This is a genomic window from Pseudoduganella sp. R-32, from assembly GCF_049913245.1.
Classification (GTDB): domain Bacteria; phylum Pseudomonadota; class Gammaproteobacteria; order Burkholderiales; family Burkholderiaceae_D; genus Rugamonas.
Genome location: NZ_CP183987.1, coordinates 3,703,388 through 3,729,454 on the forward strand (window position 1 = coordinate 3,703,388; position 26,067 = coordinate 3,729,454).

Genomic DNA, 26,067 nt, shown 5'->3' on the forward strand with positions numbered 1-26,067 from the left:
ATGCGATTCCGCAGCCTCGAAAGCCGTATCGTCACGCTGTTCCTCGTGCTGCTGATCGTGGTGCAGCTGGTCGGGCTGGTCGTGATCCAGCGCGGCATCGACAGCAACGCACGGGCCGCGATCGCTTCGGAACTGGTCAACGGCAGCAAGGTCTTTGCACGGCTGATGGACCAGAACGCGCAAAACCTGCGCAACGGCGCACGCCTGCTATCGCGCGACGCCGGCTTCCTGTCGGCGATCGGGAATACGGACGACGATGATCGCGCCACCATCGAATCGGCGCTGGCCAACCATGGCCGCCGCATCAAGGCTGCCATGACCATGCTGGTGAGCCCGGAGCGCAAGGTTGTCGCTTCGACCAGCGATGCGCAGGCCGCGGGACTGGAGCACATGGTGATGGCCATGCTGGACAAGGCCGAGCAGGGCGAAGGCGCGAATGGCATTGCCATCGTCGAGCGGCTGCCGTACCAGGTCGTCGTGGTGCCGGTAAAGGCGCCGGTGACGATCGGCTTCGTGGTGATGACCTTCCCGCTGGATGAACGCCTGGCGCGCGACATGCAGGAAACCACGGCGCTGCAAACCCTGCTGCTGACACGCGATGCGAACGGGCGCTGGCTCCCCGTGGCGTCCAGCCTTGCGCCGGCCGCCGTGGAGCGCTTCATGCAGCAGCTGCAAGGCATGGGCGGCATGCCAGCCGAAGCGTTCGACGTCGACGTCGGCGACAAGCTCAGCGTGCACATGACCAAGATTGGCGTGGACGATGGCAATGTCGCGGTGGCGATGCTGGGCCGCTCGATCGACGAAGCAACTGCGGAATATGCGCGCCTGGAGCGCTGGCTGCTCGGCTTGACTGTCGCTGGCATGGTGGTGTGCGTGGTGGCCAGCGTGCTGACAGCCAAGCGCATCGCGCAGCCGCTTCGCCAGCTGGCCGATACCGCCAAGAAGCTGGAGCAGGGCGATTACAAGGTCGATATCGGCTCTTCCCGCGCCGACGAGATCGGCGAACTGGCGCACGCCTTTGGCAGCATGCGCGACGGTATCGCCAAGCGCGAGCAGGAAATCCGCCGGCTGGCGTACTGGGATCCCCTGACCAACCTGCCGAATCGCGCCCAGTTCCTGCTGCTGCTGAACGAAGCCATTGGCGAAGCGCGCAAGCGCGGCGGTTCGGTGTATGTGCTGATGATGGACCTGGACCGCTTCAAGCATGTGAACGACGTGATGGGCCACAGTTTCGGCGACGCCTTGCTGAAGCAGGTGGCGGGCCGGCTGATGCAAAAGCTGGCCAATCGCCGCCAGCCGGCCCAGGTGGCGCGCCTGGGCGGCGACGAATTCGCCGTGCTGCTGGCCGGCTCCAACCTGGACCAGGCCGTGGTCGTCGCAGCGGAGGTCCTGCAGGCGCTGGAATCGCCGCTGTCGCTGGACGAGCAGATGGTCGACATCGGGGCTGGCATCGGCATCGCCGGCTTCCCCGAGAACGGCGTCGACGGCGAAGAGTTGCTGAGCAAGTCGGAAATCGCCATGTACACCGCCAAGCAGCGCAACGAAGGCGCCGTGGTCTATGAGGACGCGATCGATAAAGGCAGCCAGCAAAGCCTGTCGCTGCTGACGGAACTGCGCCAGGCGGTGGAGGGCAATCAGTTGCGCCTGTTCGTGCAGCCGAAGGTGACCCTGGCCACCGGCCACGTCGTGGGCATGGAAGCGCTGGTGCGCTGGCAGCATCCGGTGCGCGGCAACGTTTTCCCCGACCAGTTCATCCCGTTTGCCGAGCAGACCGGTTTTATCCGCGTGATCACGCACTGGGTGCTGGAGCGCTCGGCGGAGTTGTGCCATGAACTGGCGCAACGCGGCATTCACCTCAAGGTCTCGGTCAACCTTTCCACGCGCGACCTGCTGGACCAGGAATTGCCATTCAAGTTCGGCGAGATCTTCATGCGCCACCACGTTTCGCCTGGCGCGTTCTGCCTGGAGATCACGGAAAGCGCGATCATGGACGACCCGGTGCGCGCCCAGCAAACGCTGGAACGGCTGCATGGCATGGGCTGCGATCTCTCGATTGACGATTTCGGCACAGGGTATTCTTCGCTGGCCTACCTGAAACGATTGCCCGTCGACGAACTGAAAATCGACAAATCGTTTGTACTGAACATGGCGAATGACGTGGGCGACGCAAAGATCGTGCGCTCGACCATCGACCTTGGCCACAATATGGGCCTGCGCGTGGTGGCCGAAGGCATCGAGAGCGAGGCCGCGTGGAACATCCTGGCGGAGATGGGCTGCGACCAGGGGCAGGGCTATTACATGAGCCGCCCGATGCCGGCCGGCGAACTGGCGGGCTGGGTCGAGAACTGGAAAGCGTCAGCATTGGCCGAATAATAGCTGGCGCCGCCGGCTTCGGAGAGTTACTTATTCGTCAAAGTTCACGTTATGATCGCTGCCGCATCATAACTACTCTACGGACGACAAATGCCATTCAAGCGCGCCACCCTAGCACTCTCGCTGTTCGCCGCCTTCTCCGCACCTGCCTTTGCCCAGACCTGCCCGTCGACTGCGCCGGCCGTGGCCTATCCGGATTCCAGGAAGGCCGACCAGCAGGACAACTACCACGGCACCGTGGTCGCCGATCCATACCGCTGGCTGGAAGACGCCAACAGCGACGAGACCAAGGCCTGGGTGGTTGCGCAGAACAAGGTAACGCAAGCGTGGCTGGGACAGGTCCCTGAACGGGAGGCGATCAAGGCGCGCCTGACGAAGCTGTGGAACTACGAGCGTTATGGCGTGCCATCGAAGAAGGGCGGCCGCTACTTCTACAGCCGCAACGACGGCCTGCAGAACCAGGCGGTCCTGTACACGGCGAGGAGCTTGTCCGAAACCCCGCGCGTGCTGCTCGACCCCAACACGCTGGCCACTGACGGCACTGTAGCGCTGGCCGCCACCGCCGTGAGCCCGAATGGGAAATTCCTGGCATACAGCACCGCCGCATCGGGCTCCGACTGGAACGAAATCAAGGTGCGCGATATCGCGACCGGCAAAGACCTGGCCGACCATATCAAGTGGGTCAAGTTCTCCAACACCGCATGGGCCGCGGATGGTTCCGGCTTCTACTACAGCCGCTACGACGAGCCGACCGAAGAGAGCAAGCTGGCCGGCGTGAACTACTTCCAGAAGGTCTACTTCCACAAGCTGGGCACCCGGCAAGACAGCGATGCGCTGGTTTATCACCGTCCGGACCAGAAAGAATGGGGCTTTGGCGCTGAAGTAAGCGACGATGGCCGCTACCTGGTGATCAACGGGTCGCATGGTACCGAAGCCAGGAACCGTGTCTTCGTCAAAGACCTGAAGGCCAGGGACGCGCAAGTGGTTGGCCTGCTGGAAGCATTCGACGCCTCCTACAACTTCATCGACAATGAAGGCCCGGTGTTCTACTTTCTGACCGATAAGAATGCGCCGCGCTCGCGCATCATCGCTATCGATATCCGCAAGCCCGCCATGGAAAACTGGAAGGAAATCGTTCCGGAAGCGCAGCAAACCCTGACCGGCGCCAGCATCGTCAACAAGCAGCTGGTGCTGAATTACCTGAGCGACGCGCATAGCGCAGTCAAGGTGTTCGACCTGAAAGGCAAGCCGGTACGCGAGATTGCGTTGCCGGGCCTGGGCACCGCGTCCGGCTTCGGCGGCAAGGCAAGCGACACGGAGACGTTCTACGCCTACACCAGCTTTACCACGCCGACCACGATCTACCGCCTGGACATGAAGAGCGGCAAGTCGAGCGTCTATCGTCAGCCGAAGGTCGACTTCGATCAGAGCGCCTTCGACACGCGCCAGGAGTTCTTCACCAGCAAAGACGGCACCAGGGTGCCGATGTTCATCGTGTCGAGGAAGGGGATGAAGCTGGATGGCAGCAATCCCACCTACCTGTATGGCTACGGCGGCTTCAATATCTCACTGACCCCGAGCTTCTCGGTCTCGAACCTGGCATGGGTTGAAATGGGCGGCGTGTACGTCGTTGCCAACCTGCGCGGCGGCGGCGAATACGGCGAGGCCTGGCACAAGGCCGGCACCAGGCTGCAAAAGCAGAACGTGTTCGATGACTTCATCGGCGCGGCGGAATGGTTGGTGGCGAACAAGGTGACCTCGCCGGCCAAGCTGTCGATCGGCGGCGGCTCGAATGGCGGCCTGCTGGTTGGCGCCGCGATGACCCAGCGCCCGGACTTGTTCGGTGCGGCGGTGCCGGCGGTAGGCGTGATGGACATGCTGCGCTTCCAGAAGTTCACCATCGGCTGGGCATGGGCCTCGGATTACGGCTCCTCCGACAACGCGGACGAGTTCAAGGCCCTGCTCAAGTACTCCCCGCTGCATAACCTGAAGCAGGGGGGCTGCTACCCGGCCACCATGGTGATGACTGCCGACCACGATGACCGTGTGGTGCCGGCGCACAGCTTCAAGTTCGCCGCCGCAGCGCAAGCCGCGCAGGCAGGCGCCGCTCCAATCCTGATCCGCATCGATTCCAAGGCAGGCCATGGCGCAGGCAAGCCGACCACCAAGCAGATCGAGGAAGTGGCAGACCGTTGGGGCTTCCTGACCCGTGCACTGGACATGCATCCCGCGGCAGCGGCAACGACCACCGGCGGCCAGTAAGCATGCGCGCGCTCCTGCTGCTGTGGACAGCCTTGCTTGCGCCGGCCGCGGCGGCGCAAGCGTCTGGATCATTCGCCGAGCAGACCCGGTCGCTCGCGGTGCAGCCGGGCTTCATCGAAGTCTGGCGCGACACGGCGAAAGGCAGGGTGCTGCTCTCCGTGCGAGAACTGAACCAGTCCTTCCTGCTGGTCTCGTCCTTGCCTTATGCCCTGGGCTCCAATGACGTCGGCCTGGACCGCGGCCAGCCGGGCAGCCCGAAACTGGTAAGTTTCCAGAAGTTCGGCAACCGCCTGTTCCTGGTGCAGGAGAACACGCGCTTTGTAGCGCGTTCCCCGGATGCAGATGAGCGCAATGCCGTGGCGGAGTCCTTTGCGGGTGCGGTGTTGTGGTCGGGCGAGATCATCGCCAGCGAGGGGGCACGCCACCTGGTCGACTTCTCCAGCTTCCTGCTGGCCGACCAGCACGGCGTAGTGCAGCGGCTCGACGAGACCAGGCAGGGCGCCTATCGCGTGGATGAAAAACGCAGCGCCGTGCTGGCGGCGGAAGCCAAGGCATTCCCCGACAATATTGAGCTGGAGTCCTTGCTGACCTTTGCCGGGCCAGGTACCGGTGAATACGTCAAGCAGGTGGCGGCCGATCCGGCCAGCCTGTCCATGCGCCAGCATATTTCGATGGTGCGACTGCCGGACAATGGCTACAAGCCGCGCCGCTACCACCCGTTTTCCGGCGGCTTTGACACGGGCTATTATGATTTCGCCACACCACTTGCCAGCAGCCTTGACGTGCGCTGGCAAGTGCGCCATCGGCTGGAAAAAGGCGGCAAGCCTATCGTCTACTACCTGGACCGCGGCGCGCCGGAGCCCGTTCGCTCCGCGCTGCTCGAAGGTGCGCGCTGGTGGACAAGCGCCTTTGAAAAAGCGGGTTTCAAGGACGGCTTTCGTGTCGAGCTGATGCCGGAAGGGGCTGACCCGGCCGACGTGCGCTATAACGTGATCACCTGGGTGCACCGCGCCACGCGTGGCTGGTCGTATGGCAATGCGATTGCCGATCCGCGCACGGGCCAGGTGATTCGCGGCGCGGTGACGCTCGGCTCGCAGCGCGTGCGACAAGATATCCTGATTGCGGAGGCCTTGCTGGCGCCTTACGGCAAATCCGCCCCCGCCGAGCGCCGCAAGCTTGCAGAGGAAATGGCGCTGGCACGCCTGCGCCAGCTTGCAGCCCATGAGGTAGGACATACCCTTGGCTTTGCACACAACTTTGCGGCGAGCCGGCAGGGCAACGGTTCGGTAATGGATTACCCGCATCCAGTGCTGAAACTCGGCTCCGATGGCGCGATCGACTTGCAGGACGCCTACGGCGCAGGCGTTGGCGCCTGGGACGATTACGTGGTCAAGCACATTTATGGCGATTTCGGCAGCGGCGAAGCAGAAGCTTCCGGCCTGGCCAGGTTGCGCAGCGGCGCTCGCGCCGCTGGCCTGCAATATGTCTCTGACGAGGGCTCGCGCGCGGCCGGCGCATCGCATCCGAATGGGCTGTTGTGGGACTTTGGCCCGGACACCCTGAAAACCTGGGACCAGCTCGGCGCCATCCGTCGCCAAGCGCTGGACAACTTCTCGCTTGACGTCCTGCCCGACGAGCGCCAGGCCGGCGAACTGGAGGCGCGCCTGGTACCGGTGTACCTGTTGCAGCGTTATCAGGGCGAAGCCGTGGCCCGCTTGCTGGCTGGCGGCGAATACGAATCCGCCACCAGTTCCGACATCCGCGCCGGGCGCGCTGCCGCGGGCATCAAGGTTATGCCTGCCCCAACCCAGCGCGCTGCGCTGTCAAGGTTGGCCGATACGCTGCGTGCCGAATACCTTGCTTTGCCGGCGGGTGTACTCGACCAGCTGTCGCCGCCATCGACAGGCTTTGAACGCAACAAGGAGTACTTCGGCACCCGCATGACCGCTGTCTTCGATGCGCTGTCCGCTGCCGAAACGGGCGCAGCGCAGACAGCGAACTTCCTGTTCGAAGCCGGCCGCTTGAACCGCCTGTACTGGCAGCACGCGCGCGACGCTGCAATGCCAGGCGCCGACGAAGTCGTCGAAGCCGCGCTGTCGCGTGGCTGGAAGCGCGGCCCAATACCCGTCAAGGTGTTCGGTGGCGAGGCCGTCCAACTGGCCGCAAACTGGGTTGTGCTCGATGCGCTCCTCCAGGCGCTGGACGGTGGCAAGCTCCATGCCAACGTCGACGCCGGGCTGCGCCAGCAGCTGCGGGCGTTCGCCGGCTGGTTGAAAGCAAATCCGGGCAAGGGCACCACCGCCGCCAGCCGCGCCCAGGCAGCCGACCATGTACTGCGCTACCTGGCCGATCCGCGCAGCGTCAAGCTTCGCGCTTTGCCGGCCATTCCGCCTGGCGCGCCAATCTGATTGAGGGCGGCCGGGGTCAGGGCGGGGCCATCGGCGGCAGTTGCGGCATGACGGTGGAAAGCCAGCAGAGGATCTGCAGGCCTTTTACCTCCAGGGTGTCCTTGTTCAGGGTCGAATCGCGAATGTCGAAATAGCCCAGGGCAGTCGCCTGACCGAGGTTTTGCCGGTCCTCCTTCGACCAGTTGGCGGTAATCTTCAGGTCACGGATGACGATGAACGATGTGGGCAGCAACGGGAACATGCCTGGATTGTCGGTGCCGGAGCCATTGGAATATTCGCCGGCCTTGGTGCCGTACATGTACCAGTTTTTGGTTTTCAGCAGGGCGAGCTTGAACCAGCTGCGGTCGATGTTCACGCGGCAGTACCTGAAGGAGATGCTGAAGTTGTCGCTGGCGCCGGCGGGTTTGGTCTGCAATTCTTCGTTGACCAGGTTCACCAGGTGGTAGCGGTTGGCGACGTCAATGCGTCCGACGTTCAGATCCTTCTGCGTCAGGTCAACTGCCTGGAGCTGCTTGGCCAGGTTATACCTGTTGTAGGAGCTTGCGGGCGCGCTTTTCTGCTTGAACAAGGTCTGGGCGTTCGCCTTGGCCAGGTTGGCGACGAATACGGGTGACTTCGTCACATCCATGACAGCCGGCTTGGCTCCGGCGAGGGGAGCGATGGCAGGCATTGCCTTGATTGCTGTTGCCGCATGCAAGTTCAAGGGCTTTGTCACCACGGGGATCGGCCCGATGGGCTTGGCGAGCGCCACCTGTGCTCTTTTTACGATCAGCTGGTTTGCATTGGCCTTGATCAAGTTGGCCTTCGTGACGTCTGCCGGCCGCAGTTTCCATACGCCTTTGTTGACCAGTGTCGGCCCGCCTGCCTTGACAAACTGGGAAGTTTGCGCCGCCGGCTTGATTGCTCCGGATTGCATGTTAAGCGTAGGCCAGAACTGCGCTGCAGCCTCGTCGTACCAGTTGGACGGTGTTGCAAGGCAGGGATAGTAGAAGGAATTGGGATCGCTTGCGCTGCCGGTCCTGGCTTGAAGGAACTCGTATTGCGAGTCACTGAACATCTTGTACATCGGATTGGTGCCGATGTTGTCCGGTGTTGCGCCGCCCGGGATTGCGCCGGTCAGCAGGATTTCGTACAGGTCATCCACTTCGAGCCCGGAGTTCTGGAAGTAGGCGTTGGCCAGCGATGGCGCGATGTTCGCTATATGCGAGAACGTTTCCTTTGCGACCTGGGGATCGTAGGGACCGTTCGGGTTGTTGGCCGGCTTGAAGTCCTGCGCGGAGAGCGAGAATCCCGGCCAGGCCATTTGCATGACGGTGGAGGGATTCGCGTCCGATATGTTCAGCAGCCTTGCCAGTTCGTCATACACCGCGCCGATAAAGTCGACGGTATTGGACATGGAACCCCCTTGCTGAAAGCAGCGTGCTCAAATGGCGGCTCCGTACGGAGCCGCCTCTCATGGCTTCAACCAGGGCGAAACACTAGGCCGGCGGGCTGTATGGCACGACCTGGCTGATGAAGCCGATGATCTGCACGCCCGGTACCGTGATCGTCCCCGCCGCCAGCGCCGACGAGAATTTCTGGTTGGTGCTGGAGTGGGCATAGTTGCCGGAGATGCTGAAAGGCCCGATCCCGAAACCGCCTCCGCCGCTGGTTTTCGAAGTGATCAGGTCCCAGTCCGCCTTGGCCCAGTTGGCGGAGATCTTCAGCTTGCGCACAACCACGAAGGAGGTTGGCAACAGCGGCATCAGCTCACCGTCCTGGTGTGCCTTGCTGCCGTTGGAAAGCGTTCCTTTCTTGTACAGGTTGCCGAGGTCCCAGCCCTTGGTTGAGAGCAGACTGGCCTGCATCCACGGGCGGCGGATGGTGACCAGCGTGTATTCAAAGCTGACGCGCAGGCCGTTGGTCTCCGAGCTGGCGTGCTGCTGCGAGCTGCTATGCCCGGCCGAACCGCCAATGCTGAACAGGCCGAGGCTGAAGCCCGCCGAACCGCCATAGGACGTGAAGTCGGACGAGGAACTGTTTGCCACGCTGCTCGATGCCGAGTCGAAGGTGGTCCAGCCGCTGGATTTGCTGGTGCTGCTATACCAGTCCGACGGCAGCAGCTGCACGCGGTACACCTTGGGCGAGAGACCGGTGCCGGTGTCGTTCAACACCACGCCGTAGCCTTCAAACAGGTCCTGCGCCTGCTTCCAGGCCAATTGCAGTGCATTCTGGACGGAGGTCGTTTTGATCGCCAGGTTTTGTTCGACCTTGTTGGCATCTTCAGCGCGCCAGCGGTCGTAGGCGGTCTTCACAGGGATTTGCAAGGTCGATGCGACCATCGGCCAGGTATTCTTGCCGGTCGTGGTTTTCTGGGCTTCCAGGAAGGCGCCAATGTAGGCGATACGTGCATTGTTGTACGCGGCCTGGTTGTCCAGGTAGTCGCGGTAAACCTGCGATTCGATCTTCTTCTTCGACTCTTCGCCGGTGTCCGGATCGGTCACGGTAATCGTGCGGAAGAGGTAGTTCTCAGCATCGGTGAGCTGCTTCTCGACTGCCGGATTAGGCGGTTGTGCAGGAATGTGCACGCCGTCCAGCATCTGTTTGTACATTTCGCTGATCTTGCGCGTGCTGTCGGTATAGATGGCCGACATCTTTGGCGCTACGTCCACCAATTCTGCGGTGTTGATGGCGGCGTCCTGGCTGCCATTGCTGTTACCCGGAGTCCAGGGATTGCGGAAGTCGGCTGAATTGATAGCGAGGCCGGGCTTCATCAATGAGAGTACGGTGGACGAAGCCTGGAGGACGGGTTTGCCGCCAGGTTCAGCCTGCGTGACGGAATTGAAGATGTTGTCGAAGATGTTTTGGATCAGCTTTGCTACTTCAGCTTGTGTCATGGTAGCGCTCCTCACCAGATGATTGAGTTTTTATGGCGCGCCTGTACGCGCAGGATCCGTGCTGCTTGCAACCGGTTGACGATGAATGAATTGAATGGATTGCCAGTTAAATATAGACGGCCGAGCCGCCTAGACATACACGCTTTGTCACAGCCTCGAAATTTGTTGCGGAGCGCTTGGGCAGAAACGCAGCCGTGCTAACATTTGCGGAATTTTCAATCAACTGTGTCCTTCAGCATGAGTGAATTCCGCATCACCACAAAAGCAGGCGAGCTGGATACTGGGCTCGTGCACCGATTCCTTTCGGAGCAGAGCAGTTGGGCGAAGGGCATTTCCCGCGACCTGGTCGAACGCTCGATTGCGAACTCGCTTTGTTTTGGCGGCTTCCTGGGGCGGGAGCAAATCGCATTTGCGCGCGTGATCTCCGATTACACGACCTTTGCAAACCTGGTGGACGTCTTCGTCCTGCCCGGACATCGGGGAAAAGGGTACAGCAAGGAGCTGATGGCTGCAGTCTTCGCACATCCCGAACTTCAGGGTTTGCGCCGTTTTACGCTTGCCACTGGCGATGCGCATGGACTGTATGCGCAGTATGGCTTCACTGCGCCTTTGTATCCGCAATCGCTCATGGAGCGCTATTTCCCGGGAATGTACGAAGCGAAGCCAGACCTTCAGGTCAAACATCCAACAGGAGCAATGCGATGACAAAACGCCTCGCGTCTTGCAGTTGTGGTCAGCTCACCGCCGAAGTGATTGGCGAACCAGTCAGGATCTCGATCTGCCATTGCCTGGCGTGCCAGCGCAGGACTGGCAGTGTGTTCGGCGAGCAGGCCAGGTTCCCGCGTGAGAACGTCACCGTGTCTGGAACTTCGACCGAGTACGTGCGGATTGGCGATGAAGGCGGCAAGGCCACATTTCATTTCTGCCCGACTTGCGGTTCGACGGTCTATTACGGCCTTAATAGCATCGATGGCTTCGTCGGAATTCCGGTCGGGGCTTTTGCAGATCCTGGCTTTCCCGCGCCGCGGGTGTCGGTCTACGAAGAACGAATGCACGCCTGGGTGGTTCCGCCGCCCGATGCGGAGCGGATCCCCTGATTGCCGCCGCACGGTTCCACCGCTAGCGGTGGATCACCACCAGCAGTGCCTTGGCTTCAGTCTTGCCTGGGTTGCGGATGGCGTGGTGCACGTCTGCGGCGTAGCGTGCCGTGCCGCCCAGCTTGATTTTCTTCTTGTTGGCGCCGACTTCCAGCTCCATCGAGCCGTGCAGGATGGTGAGGTGCTCGGTGGTGCCGGGATCGTGCGGTTGCGACACCAGTTCGCCGCCTGCCGACAGGGTCAGCTCGTACCATTCGTATTTGCCGGCCAGCTCCATCGGTCCCAGGATGCGCAGCACATAGCCGGCGTGGGCGCCGGGCAGGGTAGGGGTTTCGTGTGCATCGATCAACTTTATCGCTTCGACATCCTTCTCGACATCGGAGAGCAGTTCGCCGATCTGCACGCCCAGCGCATTGGCCAGGCGCCAGGTGATGGCAATGGTCGGATTGGCCTTCTCGCGCTCAATCTGGGACAGCATGGATTTGGAAACCCCGGCAATGCGGGACAGGTCTTCCAGCGTCAGGCCGCGGGCCAGGCGCAGTCGTTGCAGGGCGGCGCCGACTTCCGGCGGGGCGTTGGTTGAAATGTTCGGCTTCACGCTTGCAGAGTTCAATATAGTAAAGTAGGATTCCGTATATCGAATTTACGTTCAATATAGTGAATTCCGGCCTTATTAGTGAAATAAGAGTAAACTTTACATCAGAGGACGACCATGAGCCAAGCGACGAATGCGTTTTACACCGGCCTGCAACAAAACCTGGAAAAGCTGCGCAGCGATGGCCTCTACAAGCCAGAGCGCGTGATCGCTTCCCGCCAGGGCAGCGAGGTGCAATCGGAAGACGGTCGTACCCTGATCAATATGTGCGCCAACAATTACCTGGGCCTGTCGGGCCAGGAATGGGTGGCGCAGGCCTCCATCGCGGCAACCGAGAAATACGGTTACGGCTTGTCCTCGGTGCGCTTCATTTGCGGCACCCAGACCGTGCACAAGCAACTGGAGAAGGCAATCTCCGAATTCCTGGGCACCGAAGACACCATCCTGTACGCGGCAGCATTTGACGCCAACGGCGGCGTATTCGAGCCTTTGTTCGATGAAAACGACGCCATCATCTCCGACGCGCTGAACCACGCATCGATCATCGACGGCATCCGCCTGTGCAAGGCAGCGCGCTTCCGCTACGCCCACAACGACATGGCCGACCTGGAAAAGCAATTGCAGGCGGCCGCCGACAAGCGCCATAAAGTCATCGTGACCGACGGCGTGTTCTCGATGGACGGCACGATCGCCCAGCTGGACAAGATCGTCGAGCTGGCGGAGAAATACGGCGCCCTGGTCATGATCGACGAATGCCACGCTTCCGGCTTCATGGGCAAGACCGGCCGCGGCACCCACGAGCACCATAATGTGCTGGGCAAGATCGACATCATCACCGGCACCCTGGGCAAGGCCCTGGGCGGCGCGATGGGCGGTTTCACTTCCGGCCGCAAGGAAGTCATCGACACCCTGCGCCAGAAATCGCGTCCTTACCTGTTCTCGAACACCCTTGCGCCGGCCATCGCCGGCGCTTCGCTGGAAGTGTTGAAGCGCCTGTCCGCTTCGACCGAACTGCGCGACCGCCTGCATGAAAACACCGCCTACTTCCGCAAGGAGATCGAGCGCATCGGCTTCACCATCAAGCCGGGCACCCATCCGGTCGTGCCGGTGATGCTGTTCGATGCGCCGGTAGCACAGAAGTTCGCGGCCCGCATGTATGAACTGGGCGTGCTGCTGTCCGGCTTCTTCTATCCGGTGGTGCCGATGGGCCAGGCGCGCGTGCGCGTGCAGCTTTCCGCCGCCCACACCCGCCAGCAGCTGGACAAGGTCCTCGCAGCATTCGAACAAGCCGGCAAAGAGCTGGGCATCATCAAGAACTAATCTGGAATATAGGTAGGAATCATGGAACGCATTCTCGTCATCGGCGCCAACGGCCAAATCGGTAGTGAACTGGTGGAAGCCCTGGCAAAACAGCACGGCGAACAGAACGTCATCGCAACCGATATCAGCCCGGTCAACAAGTACAACGCAGCCCGCTACCAGGTGCTGAACGTGATGGACAAGGCCGCACTGCAAGCATTGGTTGCTGCCGAAGGCATCACGCAGGTGTACCAGCTCGCTGCGATGCTGTCCGCCACGGGCGAGGCGGCTCCGCTGAAGGCGTGGGACCTGAACATGGACGGCCTGCTGAACATCCTGGAAGTGGCGCGTGAACGCGGCGAACAGGGCAAGCCGCTGCGCATCTTCTGGCCGTCGTCGATCGCCGCCTTCGGCCCGAACACTCCGGCCGAGAACACCCCGCAGTACACGGTGATGGACCCGACCACGATTTACGGCATTTCCAAGCTGGCCGGCGAACGACTGTGCGAATACTACTTCCTGAAGTATGGCGTGGACGTGCGTTCGATCCGCTACCCAGGCATCATCAGCTTCAAATCGCCTCCAGGCGGCGGCACCACCGACTACGCAATCGCGATTTTCCACGCCGCGCTGCGCGGTGAACGCTACGATTGTTTCCTCGGCCCGAAGACCACTTTGCCGATGATCTACATGCCTGACGCGATTCGCGCAACCATTGAATTGATGGACGCACCGGCTTCACAAATCAAGATTCGTTCGTCGTACAATGTCGCCGGCGTTTCCTTCAACCCGGAAGAACTGGCCGCGGCGATTACCCGCGCACTGCCTGAGTTCAAGATCGCCTACACGCCGGACAGCCGGCAGGCCATCGCCGACAGCTGGCCGCGCAGCCTGGATGACTCCCAGGCGACCGCGGACTGGAACTGGAAAGCGAAGATCGGCGTGGAAGAGATGGTGAAGGATATGCTGGCAAATATCGACGTGAGCCTCAGCGAGGCCGCATAACTAGAGAGAGACAAGCAACAATGGACATGAGTGTTTTCGACTTATTCAAGATTGGCATTGGCCCATCGAGTTCGCATACGGTGGGACCAATGGTGGCGGCACGCCGCTTCCTGGTCGAAAACTGTCCATTGGACGATGTCGCTTCGGTGACGGCCGAGCTTTACGGTTCGCTGGCCTTGACTGGCGTCGGCCACGGCACTGACAAGGCCGTGCTGCTTGGCCTGATGGGCGAGACGCCGCAAGGCGTCGATCCGGATGCGGTGGAAGACATGCTGGCGGCAGCCGACGTGGATGGCGAGTTGCGCCTGCTGGGCGAAAAGGCCATTCCATTCACGCGCAAGCAGCACCTGGTGTTCCATATGGCCGAGAACCTGCCGGAGCATCCGAACGGCATGCGCTTTACGCTGACGCGCGCAGACGGCAGTTCGGTTTCCAGGATTTACTACTCTGTGGGCGGTGGCTTCATTCGCGCAGAAGGCGAAGAGGCAAGCACGGATGGCAAGCCTGCCGTTCGCCTGCCATACCCGTTCAACACAATGGCCGAGCTGCTGGGCCATGGCGTCAGCAGCGGCAAGACCATTCCGCAAATGCTGCGCGCAAACGAGCTGACGCGTATCAGCGAAACTGAACTCAACGAAGGCATGGACCGCATCTGGCACGTCATGCGCGACTGTATCCAGCATGGCCTGGAGACCCGCGGCCAGTTGCCGGGCGGCTTGAACGTGAAGCGCCGCGCGGCCGATCTGTGGCGCCAGGCCCAGGGCGGCGACCGTGCCAATCAGCTGCCGCACGATGCGCTGAACGGCGTGAGCCTGTATGCGATGGCGGTCAATGAAGAGAATGCAGCGGGCGGACGTGTTGTAACGGCACCTACAAATGGGGCTGCCGGCATCATTCCCGCTGTGCTGAAATACTATGCGGAAGACTGCAAACCGGTCGACCCGGTTTCCGGCGTGCGTGCGTTTTTGCTGACGGCTGCGGCGATTGGCATGCTGTGCAAGCGCAATGCTTCGATCTCCGGTGCGGAAGTAGGGTGCCAGGGCGAAGTTGGCGTTGCATGCGCGATGGCGGCTGCCGGCCTGGTGGCGGCGCTTGGCGGTTCCAATGCGCAGATCGAAAATGCGGCGGAGATCGGGATCGAGCATCACCTGGGCATGACTTGCGACCCGATCGGCGGCCTGGTGCAGATTCCTTGCATCGAACGCAATGGCATGGGGGCGGTGAAGGCGATCACCGCTGCATCGCTGGCCATGAAGGGCGATGGAACCCACTTCGTCACGCTGGATAATGTGATTGAGACCATGCGCCAGACTGGCGCTGACATGCAGGCCAAGTATAAAGAGACTTCGCTGGGCGGCCTGGCGATTCATGTGGTGTCGGTGAATCACGCCGCCTGCTAAAACCGGCAAACCAGTGTCAGGCCCGCGGGGCCTGACACTATGACGCGGCGGCTGCGGGGCAGGCACCGGTTCACCGGTTTTCGATAGAAAATTTCAAAAACTGGCTTAATTCACATAGAAACTCCGGCCAGACTATAATAGGTGTCCGTTTTCACCCGCCACCGGACTTTCTACTTTATGCAATACGTGTCTACCCGGGCCGACGCGTCGGCTGCATCGCACTCCCTCCAGCAATTTTCCGACATCCTCCTGGGTGGTCTGGCGCCAGACGGCGGCCTGTACCTGCCAGTCGAGTACCCTCAGGTTAACGGCGAAGAGCTGAACAAGTGGCGCCACCTTTCCTACGCTGACCTGGCGGTAGAAATCCTGAAGAAATTTGCCGGCGACATTCCGGAAGCCGACCTGCGCTCCCTGGCTAAAAAGACTTATACCGCCGACGTGTACCGCAACGTGCGTGAAGGTGAAAACGCAGCCGACATCACCCCGCTGCGCGTGCTGGAAGAGACCGACGGCAAGAAACTGGTGCTGCAATCGCTGTCCAACGGCCCGACGCTGGCCTTCAAGGACATGGCAATGCAGTTGCTCGGCAACCTGTTCGAATATGCCCTGGCCAAGCAGGACGCGCAGCTGAACATTTTCGGCGCCACCTCGGGCGACACTGGCAGCGCCGCCGAATACGCGATGCGTGGCAAAAAAGGCATCAAAGTCTTCATGCTGTCGCCGCACAAGAAGATGAGTGCCTTCCAGACCGCCCAGATGTTCAGCCTGCAGGATCCGAACATCTTCAACATCGCGGTAGAAGGTGTATTCGACGACTGCCAGGACATGGTGAAGGCGGTGTCGAACGACCTGGAATTCAAGGCCCGCCACAAGATCGGCACCGTGAATTCCATTAACTGGGCGCGTGTCGTGGCGCAGGTCGTGTACTACTTCCGTGGCTATCTCGCGGCGACCAGGAGCAATGAACAAAAGGTGTCGTTCACCGTCCCATCGGGCAATTTCGGCAATATCTGCGCCGGCCATATCGCCCGCCAAATGGGCCTGCCGATCGACAAGCTGGTGGTCGCCACCAACGAAAACGACGTGCTGGACGAGTTTTTCCGCACCGGAATTTACCGCGTGCGCAAATCGGCCGAGACCTACCACACCTCCAGTCCATCGATGGACATCTCCAAAGCTTCCAATTTCGAGCGCTTCGTGTTCGACCTGGTAAAAGGCGACGGCAAACGCGTGCGCGAACTGTTCAGGAAAGTGGAAATCGACGGCGGCTTCGACCTGTCGGGCGCGCCCGGCAGCGACGGCGACGAATTCAAGCTGGTGGCCAATTACGGCTTCAAGTCGGGCAAATCCACGCACGATGACCGTGTGCAGACCATTCGCGACGTGGCTGACGATTACGGCATCGTGATCGACACCCACACCGCCGACGGCATCAAGGTTGCCAAGGAATACATGGAGCCGGGCGTGCCGATGATCGTGCTGGAAACCGCTCTGGCCGCCAAATTCAATGAAACCATCCTGGAAGCACTGGGCGAAGATGCCGAGCGTCCGGCAGGTTTCGAGAACATCGAAGCGCTGCCGCAGCGCTTCGAAGTCATGCCGGCCGACGTGAGCAGGATGAAGGCTTACATCGCCGCCAATACAGGACTGTAAAACATGGCAATGCTCGCCGTACGCGAAGCCCTCGATTTCCTCCTCGCCGCCGCCCGCCCGGTGGCTGGGACCGAGCAGATTCCAACCCTGGAAGCCAACGGCCGCGTGCTCGCGAGCGCCGTGGTGTCCGCCATGAACGTGCCGGGCCACGACAACACGCAGATGGACGGCTATGCGGTGCGCTCCGCCGATTGCGCCAGCGGTGATGCGACGCTGACGGTAACACAGCGTATCCCGGCAGGGCACGTCGGCCAGCCGCTGCTGCCCGGCTGCGCCGCGCGCATTTTTACCGGCGCGCTGATTCCCGAGGGCGCCGATGCTGTGGTCATGCAGGAGCAATGCGAGGCGAAGGACGGCCTGGTGACGATCCGCCACACGCCCAAAGCCGGCGAATGGATCCGCCGTACCGGCGAGGACATCAGCGTTGGCAGCGTGATCCTGGCGGCCGGCACGCGCCTGCGCAGCCAGGAACTCGGCCTTGCCGCCTCGATCGGCATGGCGGAGCTGAACGTGCACCGCAAGCTGCTCGTGGCCGTGTTCTTCACCGGCGACGAGCTGGCGATGCCGGGCGAACCGCTGGCGCCGGGGGCGATCTACAATTCCAACCGCTTCACCCTGCGCGCCCTGCTGGAAAACCTGGGCTGCGAAGTGCGCGATTTCGGCATCGTGCCCGACTCGCTGGAAGCGACGCGCAAGGTCTTGCGCCAGGCAGCCGACGGCAATGACCTGATCATCACCTCCGGTGGCGTGTCGGTCGGCGAAGAGGACCATATCAAGCCGGCTGTCGAAGCCGAGGGCAAGCTGAATATGTGGCAAATCGCCGTCAAGCCCGGTAAGCCGCTGGCATTTGGCGAAGTGGGACAGGCCTTCTTCCTTGGCCTGCCGGGCAATCCGGTATCGAGCTTTGTCACTTTCCTGCTGTTCGTGCGGCCATTCCTGCTGCGCCTGCAGGGCGCAGACGTGCCGGCGCAACCACGCGGCATGCTGGTGCGCGCCGATTTCAGCTGGCCGAAAGCCGACCGGCGCAATGAATTCCTGCGCGCCAAGCTGAACGGGCAAGGCGGCCTGGACCTGTTCCCCAACCAGGGCTCCGCTGTGTTGACCTCGACCGTTTGGGGCGATGGCCTGGTGGACAATCCGCCCGGCAACCCGATCGCGCCAGGCGATGTCGTGCGCTTCATCCCATTCAGTGAACTGATGTATTGATATGCTGATCAACCTTAAATATTTTGCCAGCGTGCGCGAAGCGCTGGGCGGCGGCGAGCAGGTGGTGCTGCCGCCGGGTGCCGAGACGGTCGGCGATGTGCGTGCATGGCTGCTGGCGCGCGGCGAACCGTGGGCAAGCACCCTGGCCGAGGGCCGCGCCTTGCGCATGGCCTGCAACCAGCGCATGTGCGACGCCGGCACGCGCGTTGCGCCGGGCGACGAAGTTGCATTTTTCCCACCTGTGACAGGCGGTTAAGGCTTATTGCTGTGCCCGCGCAACAGTCGAGTACTGACTGTTGACCACAAGCATTGTCACGTTATACTTGACCACAGGCGGCCCAAAACCTGCGCCGCGCCTATCACCCCACACATTTCCTGTCGCCTCTTCCCTGCGGCTTTTTCCTTTCACTGCAAGGAGAGTCGCAATGGGTTTCGTCTTTGCCGCCCTCGGCCTGAATGGCATCACACGGGGCCACGTTCCAGTCCCGCCCCGCAAGCGTGCGCAAGAGCTCCACATCGCCGGTTCGACCACGATGGGGTCGTTGTTGCAGGAGATCGCCGCCAAGTACCATCTGGCGCACCCTGAGATCGCCGTTGATGTCGAACTGGGCGGGTCGTCGCGTGGCCTGGAAGACGTGCGCTCCGGCCATGCGCATATCGCCATGCTGTCCCGCGCTCTCGCACCGGCGGAACGCGACCTGTACGGCATCCCGATTGCGCGCGACGGCGTTGGCGTCGTGGTGCATGCCAATAACCCGCTGCAGGAGTTGAGCGTGGAAGCACTGCAAGGCATCTTCACCGGCCGCCTGCGGGACTGGCGCGCAGCCGAAGGCAGCCCAGGATCGGTGTACGCGCTGGGCGGGCTGCACGATGGCGCCTCAAGTGCGCTGTTTGCCCGCTTTCTCCGTCAGCCGCTGGAGGCATTCAGCCTGAACGCGGCTGTGGAATCGAATATTGAACGTCTGGCCGTAGTGGCCTCGTGCGAGAACGCAATCGCCTACGTCTCGGTCGGTACGGCGGAGCGCGCGATTTCGCAGGGCGTCCCGGTGCGCTTGCTGCCTATTGCCGGCGTGCCAGCCAGTACCGCAACTATCCGCAACGGCAGCTATCCGATCTGCCGCATCCTGACCCTGGCGAGCAGGGATGCGCCAACCGGGGTCGCGAGAAGCTTCTTCTCTTTTTGCCTTTCCGCTCAAGTGAACGGCATCCTGTCGGCATTCGACTTTGTCCCCTACCTGGACTGACGCCATGGAAAACTACATTTTGCTTGGATTGCTCGCTGCATGCGCAGCGGCGGCAACGGTCTGGGGCGTCCTCGCGCGTGAAGACGAGCACCAGCGCGCCAGTGCACAGGCAGACGAACTGCTGCGTGCCAACCAGGCCTTGCGCATGGCCTCGAGCTGCCGTGCGGCGTTGCTGCATGCCAGCAGTGCGGAAGAGATGATGGCGGCCATGTGTCGCGTCATTTCAGCCGAAGGCGCTTACTCGCTGGTCTGGACCGGCCTGTCGATGGCCGGCAGCAGCAAGGATCTGCTGGCCAGTGAGATCCAGGGCACGCCAGCGGGACGCTTTGCGGCGGCTGCTGGTGGATTGCAGCGCGGTTGCGCCTGTGAAGGCATCGCGCTTGATGTGATGGGGGACGGCCAACTCCGGCTGCGCCACGGAACGCCGGCGGAGTACGGTTATCCCAGCGTGCTTGCTTTGCCCTTGGACGGCACCGGTGAAGATGCGTCGCCGACGGGTGTATTGTGCGTGTACTCGATCGATCCCTGCGCCTTCGACGCAGATGAAGTACAGGTTTTGCAGGAACTGGCGGCCGACCTGGCGCTCGGACTCAGGAATATGCACGAAGCACGCAGGCGCCGGGCGGCAGAGCAGGCCTCGGCCAGCCATGCCCACCATGACCCGGCAACAGGCCTGGCCAATCGCGCCATGTTCAATGACCGCCTGCGCCAGGCCCTGGCGGCTGCCGAACGCACCGGCCGCAAAGTGGCGGTACTGGCCCTGACCATGGACCGCTACCGCGGCGTCAAAGCCAGCCTGGGCCCGGAAGCCTGCAGCGCCTTGCTGATGCATGCGGCTTCCGCCATGAAGTCCTGCCTGCGCGAAGGCGATACCGTCGCCCATTTGCTCGGCAACGAATTCGCGGTGATCCTGTCCGACATGGCCAATGATGACGATGTGCTGCCGGTTGCTGGCAAGCTGCTCGAGGCGATCAAGGCTCCTATGCGCTGGAAGGACAACATCGTCAATACCACCGCCAGCATCGGCGTTGCATTGATGGGCGAGGGTGGCGCTGAGCCCTCAGTCATGCTGCGCTCCGCCAACTCGGCCATGGCGCACGCGGTCGGTCACGGCGGCAATCGTTTCCGTTTCGTCGCACAGGAGATGAACGAGCGCGCCTCGCGCATGTTTGCGCTGGAGGCTGAGCTGCGCAGCGCCCTGGTGCACAATGAAATGGTGGTCCATTACCAGCCGCGGGCGGCCTTGAGCGACGGCAGCCTGGCCGCTGCCGAAGCCCTGGTGCGTTGGCAGCACCCGGTCCGCGGCCTGGTGCCGCCAGCGGAGTTCCTGCCGCTGGCGCGCCGGTGACCCTGAGGCGCGAATGGCTGTGTGACCATTACTGCGACGAGATGCAGGGCTGCTTCGTTGCCCTGCCCATGGCGCCGGAGGACTTTGCTCAACTGCTGGCAGCCGATCGTCCGAGATCGACTACAATGCTGCCCCTATGGAAAGCAATCAATTACAAGGTGTAGCGGTGATCGGCGGCGGGCCGGCGGGCTTGATGGCGGCTGAAGTGTTGGCAGCGGCAGGTGTGCGTGTGGATGTATATGACGCCATGCCATCGGTCGGCCGCAAGTTCCTGCTGGCCGGCCGCGGCGGCATGAACCTGACCCATTCCGAGCCTTACGAAGCATTCGTGGCCCGCTATGGCAGCCGTGCCGCTGCCTTGCGCCCGATGCTCGATGCTTTCAAGCCCGACGATCTGCGCGCCTGGGTGCACGGTCTGGGCATCGACACTTTTGTCGGCACCTCAGGCCGGGTCTTTCCTACCGAGATGAAGGCAGCGCCCATGTTGCGCGCCTGGTTGCATCGCCTGCGCCAAAGCGGAGTGCATTTCCACCAGCGCCATCGCTGGCTGGGCTGGACGGAGGAAGGTGGCTTGCGTTTTGAGACGCCGGAAGGCGAGCGCAATGTGCAACATCGTGTGGTATTGCTCGCACTGGGTGGGGCAAGCTGGGCGCGCCTCGGTTCGGATGGCGCCTGGCAGCCCCTGTTGGCCGGGCGCGGCGTCGAAGTTGCGCCGCTGGTGCCGGCCAATTGTGGCTTCGATGCCCGCTGGAGCGCGCATTTCTCGCAGAAGTATGCGGGGCAGCCCCTGACCACCGTGGCCATTGGCGGCCGGAAGGGCCAGATGGTTGTCACCGCGACCGGCGTGGAAGGCAGCCTGGTGTATGCGCTGTCCTCTGGGATCCGCGACCGTATCGCAGCGCATGGCAGTGCGACCATCGAGCTGGACTTGTTGCCGGACTGGCCGCTGGAGCGCTTGCAACAGGAACTGTCGCACCCGCGCGGTTCGCGCTCGATGTCGAGCTTCCTGCAAAGCCGCCTCCACATCAAAGGCGTCAAGACCGGCCTGTTGCACGAAGTTCTGGACAAGGACGCCTTCCATGACCCGATGCGCGTGGCAGCAAGCTTGAAGGCCTTGACAATCACGCTGTATGCGCCGCGCCCGATTGACGAGGCGATCAGCAGTGCTGGTGGCGTGCGATTCGAAGCGCTGGAAGGAACGATGTTGAAGGCAATGCCGGGCGTGTTCGTAGCCGGAGAAATGCTGGACTGGGAAGCGCCGACCGGCGGCTACCTGCTCACGGCCTGTTTCGCCAGCGGCCTGGCCGCCGGCAAGGACATGTTGCGCTACTTAATGCACCCAGCTCACGCCGCCTGAGCCGCTGCGGCTGACGTTGCGTTCGGAAGGGTTGCCAAACACGCGGATATTGCCGGTCCCCTTGACGGTGAGATCGGCCGACTGGCGGGCGAAGACATTGGTGGTGCCGGAGCCCAGCAGGGCCACCACCACCTTGTCCGTCGCCAGGTGCTGGGCGTCCAGGTCGCCGGAACCGGTCACTTCGGCCGTCAACTCCTTGCAGCTGCCGCTGGAAGTAATGGCGCCGGAACCGACCATTTCCAGGGCGACTTTCTCGCCGTGGCCGGTGTTCAGGTTCAGGTCGCCGCTGCCGTGCACGCCGGCTTCCACATTCTTGTAGCGGCCATTGAAGGTCAGGTTGCCCGAGCCTTGCAACTGGATGCTCAGGTGCTCGCCGCTGAAGCCATTGACGTTGCTGTCGCCGCTGCCATTGACCACCAGCTCGTTCAGGGACGGCAGTACCAGCTCGACCTCAATCGGGCGGCGTGGATGCAGCAGCAAGCCCTTGGAACCGATGCGGAGCGTTGCGCCATCCTGTTCGGTGCCGATATTGCCCAGCAGGCGCTGTTCGCCGCGCACCTTCAGGGATGGCACATCGCCCTGTTTCAGGCGCAGGTCGATGGGTCCGACCAGTTCGACATTGGAAATCGTTGCGCTGATTTCGCGCACTTCGGTGCGGGCGGCGCGGCCGGCCACGCTGGTGGGATTGGCGGCGCCCTGGGCGCGCAGCATGCTGTAAGTGACGGCCGTCAGCAGCACCGCCAGCAATGCCATGCCAAAGCCAATCTTGAGCAGGGAACGGATGTTCATTGCGTTTCCTTTCATTGGCCGCGCAGCAGCGCAACGTTCATCTGGATGTAGCGTTTCAAGCCGATCAGCGAGTAGCGCGTGATCACGATGCTTGCCAGGCTCAATGCGATACCGAGCAGTACCAGGCCGATGCCGACCGCGGTTTGTGTGGCGCGCGATTCGTTATCAAGGTCGGAGGTGATGCGCACGCCCCCTTCAGCCATGGCTTCTGCGCCTTCCAGCCATTTTTCGGACTTGCTGTCCGCTTCATCCCATTCCTTGCGCAGCCCCGCCGAAGGTTCCTGGAACACGTCGACACCCTGGTCGCTGATCGAAATCCTGGTCTGCATGCGGGCATCAACCTGGTCGCGATCATCGAAGACGACGAGGTGGCGCAATGGGCCGGTGAGGACCAGTTCATTGGCTCCCGCCAGGCCGGTGGCGGTGATGGCGATCCCGCTGATGTAAAAGGCAAAGGCGCTGGCGTAAATCGACACCAGCAAGGCAGAAAAGACCGCGGCCGGGACCACCATGAAGAGGTTGAAGATGCCGAGGCCAATGAGGGAAAACACCATGCGGGCGAGGTTGGCCGGGTTGCGCTTTTGCTCGAATGCGCTGCGGTGGGCGTTGGCGCGCAGGGTCATCGCGATCTTGCGCGGTTCGTCCAGCTCGGCGGCGATTTCCTCTTCAGTCTTGCCTGCGGCCAGGCTGTCGATAAAACGCTGTTCGTAGTAAGCCATCGTCTTGGCTGCCACGTCGGGCGGCAAGCCTGCGAGGGCTTTCTTCAGTGCGTCGAGGTACTTATTCTTGCTCATTGGAAACTAAAGCCTCCTGTTGTTCCATGATTGCACTGTATCGCTGGCACTGGAGGGGCTCGAGCTGTTTACGACAGGATGCAGAAATGGGGGAGCAGGCGAGCAAAACGCGGGACAGGCGGGACATCAAGGTTTCGCCTTCGCGAGCAGGTGCGCCGCCTGGACGCCGCTGCGGACGGCCATCTCGAGAGTGGCGGGGTATTCGCCGGCCGTGTAATCGCCGGCCAGGACCAGCCCTTTTGCCGGCGTTTCGTTGGCTGGGCGCTTGAGGGCAGGCGTGCAGGCGTAGGTGGCGCGCTTTTCCGTGATGACCTTGGACCAGGCCGGATTGCCAAGCTCGGGCCGCGCCAGGTCGGCAGCCAGTTGTGCGGCGATCGCCGCTGCCAGCTCCTCCTGCGGCAGGCTTGCGGCGTCACTTGAGGCGCTGATCACGACGGCGAACAGGCCGGCATGCTTGGCATCGAGCTGGCCGCGATCGAAGACGAACTGGCCCCAGCGCTGGGTTGCCGGATCGTCGATCAGGGCGTAAAACGGGATTGCCAGCCGCGTGTCCGGGGCATATTGCAGGTAGCAGGTCGTGATCGGTTCGGGCTCGAATGCCGCAAGCTGGCTTGCCAGTTCGGCCAATTCCGAAGGATTTGCGGCTTCGCTGGCCCCGGCGCGGTGTGTGCCGGAGAGCAGTGCGGCGGTCGCTGTGGGCGAGGCGGCGAGTACGACGCCATCAAACTTGCCGGTCCAGTCGCCGCCAACAGCCGCGCCGCTTGCTTCGACGGTCCAGCCATCGGCTTTGGGGCCGATGGACGTGACCTTTGCGCCGAGATGGACGGTGTTGCCCTTGCCTTGCAGCCAGGCGGCGGCGGCATCGGGGAAGAGGGCGGACAGGTCGGCCCGGGGAACCAGCATGTCCGATGCTGCCCGTCGCGCGCCGAGGCTGTCGCGCAGCACGGCAAGGAACACCTGCGCGGAAGCACGTTCCGGCGGCGTATTCAGGGCGGCGAGGCACAAGGGCCGCCACATCAAGGCCACCAGCCTTGGCGTCTGGTCGAAGCGCTCCAGCAACTCGGCCACGTTGCAATCATTGTTCAAGCGCCAATCCATCCAGCGCGCAGTCGTTGTAAAGCGGGCCAGGGCCATCTTGTCCTCGCGCGCCAGGCCTTTCGCCCGCAACAGGGCAATGCCGACATGCAGGGGTGCAGGCAATCGCGGCGCCAGGAAATCCATGCCGTCGCCGCCGGGCGGATAGCGCATCTGCAAGGGCAGCGTGAGTACGGCGGAACGCAAATCAACGCCAACCGCACGCATGATGCGAAGCGATTCCGAATAAGCTCCCAGCATGATGTGCTGGCCATTATCCAGTTCACGCCCGTCGAAAGAGACGCGCCGCGCCCGGCCGCCCAGCGAGCGGGCAGCCTCGAAAACGGTCACCTGGTGGCCGGCCCGGGCGAGTTCTACGGCGGCGGCGAATCCCGCCCAGCCGCCGCCGGCAACGGCGAAGTGCTTAGCCACGAACCCAGGTCTTCCACGCCAGCCACAGCTTGCGGATAGGCGTAAGGGAAATGCGCTGCTTGAGGACGTGGTAGCCATCCTCCTCGATTTCATTCAACAGGGTGCGGTAAATGGCCGCCATGATCAGGCCCGGGCGCTGGGCGCGGCGGTCTTCCTTCGGCAGCAGCGCAAACGCCTCGTCATAGGCCTTCTGCGCACGCGCCACCTGGAATTGCATCAGCTTCGAGAAGTTCTCGGTCTCGCGGGCATTCAACAGGTCCGCGGCAGTTACGTTGAACTTCTGCAGTTCGTTGACAGGCAGGTAAATGCGGCCTTTGCGCGCATCTTCGCCCACGTCACGGATGATATTGGTGAGCTGGAAGGCGTGGCCCAGCTTTTCGGCATATTGCAGCGTCTCCGGCCTCGTCACGCCGAAAATCGACGCCGACAGGATGCCGACCACGCTCGCCACATGCCAGCAGTACTTCGTCAGGCCGGCGTAATCGAGATAGCGGGTCTGGTTCAGGTCCATCTCCATGCCGTCGATGATGGCCTGCATATGTTCCTGCTTCAGGTCATACGTCGCAATATGCGGCTGCAAAGCCTGCGTCACCGGGTGGGTCTGCTTGCCCTGATACATCTGGGCGATCTCATTGCGCCACCAGGCCAGCTTGATGCGCGCCAGCGATTCATCGCTGCACTCGTCGACGGTGTCGTCGACTTCGCGGCAAAAGGCGTACAGCGCGGTGATAGCGCGGCGGCGCTCCGGCGGCAGGAACAGGAAGCTGTAGTAGAAACTGGAACCGCTGGCGGCGGCCTTCTGCTGGCAGTATTCGTCGGGGGACATGTTCTTATGGCTTTGGTAATGCTGACAAA

21 protein-coding genes are annotated in these 26,067 nt (G+C 62.3%); 14 read left to right on the forward strand and 7 right to left on the reverse strand.

The annotated features are described in order from the left end of the window. The 3 genes from ACN9MU_RS16980 to ACN9MU_RS16990 all read left to right on the forward strand — a co-directional run bounded on the left by ACN9MU_RS16980 (nt 1) and on the right by ACN9MU_RS16990 (nt 7,043). Nucleotides 1-2,373 carry a putative bifunctional diguanylate cyclase/phosphodiesterase gene (locus ACN9MU_RS16980; RefSeq protein ID WP_426343134.1) on the forward strand — a complete coding sequence of 791 codons (2,373 nt, stop codon included), beginning with the start codon at nt 1-3 and terminating at the stop codon, nt 2,371-2,373. Nucleotides 2,374-2,463: 90 nt separating this feature from the next. After that, nucleotides 2,464-4,635, forward strand: a complete 2,172-nt coding sequence (locus tag ACN9MU_RS16985) for a prolyl oligopeptidase family serine peptidase (RefSeq protein ID WP_426343135.1) — start codon at nt 2,464-2,466, stop codon at nt 4,633-4,635. A 2-nt stretch (nt 4,636-4,637) separates the two neighbouring features. Beyond that, nucleotides 4,638-7,043, forward strand: a complete 2,406-nt coding sequence (locus tag ACN9MU_RS16990; protein ID WP_426343136.1) for a zinc-dependent metalloprotease — start codon at nt 4,638-4,640, stop codon at nt 7,041-7,043. A gap of 16 nt (nt 7,044-7,059) precedes the next feature. Here ACN9MU_RS16990 and ACN9MU_RS16995 read toward each other — a convergent pair whose 3' ends face one another. Together ACN9MU_RS16995 and ACN9MU_RS17000 are read right to left on the reverse strand one after the other, a co-directional pair. Continuing rightward, nucleotides 7,060-8,439 carry a hypothetical protein gene (locus tag ACN9MU_RS16995; RefSeq protein WP_426343137.1) on the reverse strand — a complete coding sequence of 460 codons (1,380 nt, stop codon included), beginning with the start codon at nt 8,437-8,439 and terminating at the stop codon, nt 7,060-7,062. Between the two features lie 82 nt (nt 8,440-8,521). Further along, entirely contained in the window at nt 8,522-9,919 is a 1,398-nt protein-coding gene (locus ACN9MU_RS17000; RefSeq protein ID WP_426161519.1) for a hypothetical protein, read from the reverse strand. 237 nt (nt 9,920-10,156) lie between these two features. Between ACN9MU_RS17000 and ACN9MU_RS17005 the strand changes: the two genes are divergently transcribed. Continuing rightward, nucleotides 10,157-10,624 (forward strand): GNAT family N-acetyltransferase, encoded by a 468-nt coding sequence (locus ACN9MU_RS17005; protein WP_426161520.1) that lies wholly within the window; start codon nt 10,157-10,159, stop codon nt 10,622-10,624. Beyond that, nucleotides 10,621-11,016, forward strand: a complete 396-nt coding sequence (locus ACN9MU_RS17010) for a GFA family protein (protein WP_426343138.1) — start codon at nt 10,621-10,623, stop codon at nt 11,014-11,016. The genes ACN9MU_RS17005 and ACN9MU_RS17010 overlap by 4 nt, the downstream gene beginning before the upstream one ends. Nucleotides 11,017-11,038: 22 nt before the next feature. Here the strand turns inward: ACN9MU_RS17010 and ACN9MU_RS17015 are convergent, their stop codons facing one another. Further along, nucleotides 11,039-11,614, reverse strand: a complete 576-nt coding sequence (locus ACN9MU_RS17015) for a helix-turn-helix domain-containing protein (protein WP_426161522.1) — start codon at nt 11,612-11,614, stop codon at nt 11,039-11,041. 114 nt (nt 11,615-11,728) lie between these two features. Between ACN9MU_RS17015 and kbl the strand changes: the two genes are divergently transcribed. From kbl to ACN9MU_RS17060, 9 genes are all read left to right on the forward strand, one after another. Beyond that, entirely contained in the window at nt 11,729-12,931 is a 1,203-nt protein-coding gene (gene kbl, locus ACN9MU_RS17020; RefSeq protein ID WP_426343139.1) for a glycine C-acetyltransferase, read from the forward strand. A 21-nt stretch (nt 12,932-12,952) separates the two neighbouring features. Then, nucleotides 12,953-13,915, forward strand: a complete 963-nt coding sequence (locus ACN9MU_RS17025; protein ID WP_426343140.1) for an NAD-dependent epimerase/dehydratase family protein — start codon at nt 12,953-12,955, stop codon at nt 13,913-13,915. A gap of 20 nt (nt 13,916-13,935) precedes the next feature. Next, nucleotides 13,936-15,315 (forward strand): L-serine ammonia-lyase, encoded by a 1,380-nt coding sequence (locus ACN9MU_RS17030; protein WP_426161525.1) that lies wholly within the window; start codon nt 13,936-13,938, stop codon nt 15,313-15,315. 177 nt (nt 15,316-15,492) lie between these two features. After that, nucleotides 15,493-16,968, forward strand: coding sequence for a threonine synthase (gene thrC, locus ACN9MU_RS17035; protein ID WP_426343141.1), 1,476 nt, complete (start codon nt 15,493-15,495; stop codon nt 16,966-16,968). A 9-nt stretch (nt 16,969-16,977) separates the two neighbouring features. Further along, nucleotides 16,978-18,174, forward strand: coding sequence for a gephyrin-like molybdotransferase Glp (glp, locus tag ACN9MU_RS17040; RefSeq protein ID WP_426344894.1), 1,197 nt, complete (start codon nt 16,978-16,980; stop codon nt 18,172-18,174). 1 nt (nt 18,175) lies between these two features. Then, entirely contained in the window at nt 18,176-18,430 is a 255-nt protein-coding gene (gene moaD / locus ACN9MU_RS17045; RefSeq protein ID WP_426343142.1) for a molybdopterin converting factor subunit 1, read from the forward strand. Nucleotides 18,431-18,599: 169 nt separating this feature from the next. Then, on the forward strand, nt 18,600-19,418 hold the full coding sequence (locus ACN9MU_RS17050; protein ID WP_426343143.1) for a substrate-binding domain-containing protein: 819 nt from the start codon (nt 18,600-18,602) through the stop codon (nt 19,416-19,418). 4 nt (nt 19,419-19,422) lie between these two features. Beyond that, nucleotides 19,423-20,766: a diguanylate cyclase domain-containing protein gene (locus ACN9MU_RS17055; protein WP_426343144.1), complete on the forward strand. Its 1,344-nt coding sequence runs from the start codon at nt 19,423-19,425 to the stop codon at nt 20,764-20,766. Between the two features lie 136 nt (nt 20,767-20,902). Further along, nucleotides 20,903-22,123: an NAD(P)/FAD-dependent oxidoreductase gene (locus ACN9MU_RS17060; protein ID WP_426317985.1), complete on the forward strand. Its 1,221-nt coding sequence runs from the start codon at nt 20,903-20,905 to the stop codon at nt 22,121-22,123. Here ACN9MU_RS17060 and ACN9MU_RS17065 read toward each other — a convergent pair. The 4 genes from ACN9MU_RS17065 to hpnD form a co-directional block, all read right to left on the reverse strand. Continuing rightward, a complete protein-coding gene (locus tag ACN9MU_RS17065; RefSeq protein WP_426161531.1) occupies nt 22,097-22,912 on the reverse strand; it encodes a head GIN domain-containing protein in 816 nt (271 codons plus the stop codon). The genes ACN9MU_RS17060 and ACN9MU_RS17065 overlap by 27 nt on opposite strands. Nucleotides 22,913-22,923: 11 nt before the next feature. Beyond that, the gene (locus tag ACN9MU_RS17070; protein ID WP_426343145.1) at nt 22,924-23,706 is read right to left on the reverse strand and encodes a DUF1700 domain-containing protein; all 783 of its coding nucleotides are present in this window, start codon (nt 23,704-23,706) and stop codon (nt 22,924-22,926) included. Nucleotides 23,707-23,832: 126 nt separating this feature from the next. Next, nucleotides 23,833-25,212 carry a hydroxysqualene dehydroxylase HpnE gene (hpnE, locus tag ACN9MU_RS17075; protein WP_426343146.1) on the reverse strand — a complete coding sequence of 460 codons (1,380 nt, stop codon included), beginning with the start codon at nt 25,210-25,212 and terminating at the stop codon, nt 23,833-23,835. After that, nucleotides 25,205-26,038, reverse strand: a complete 834-nt coding sequence (gene hpnD / locus ACN9MU_RS17080; protein WP_426343147.1) for a presqualene diphosphate synthase HpnD — start codon at nt 26,036-26,038, stop codon at nt 25,205-25,207. The genes hpnE and hpnD overlap by 8 nt, the downstream gene beginning before the upstream one ends. Between the last annotated feature and the right edge of the window lie 29 nt (nt 26,039-26,067).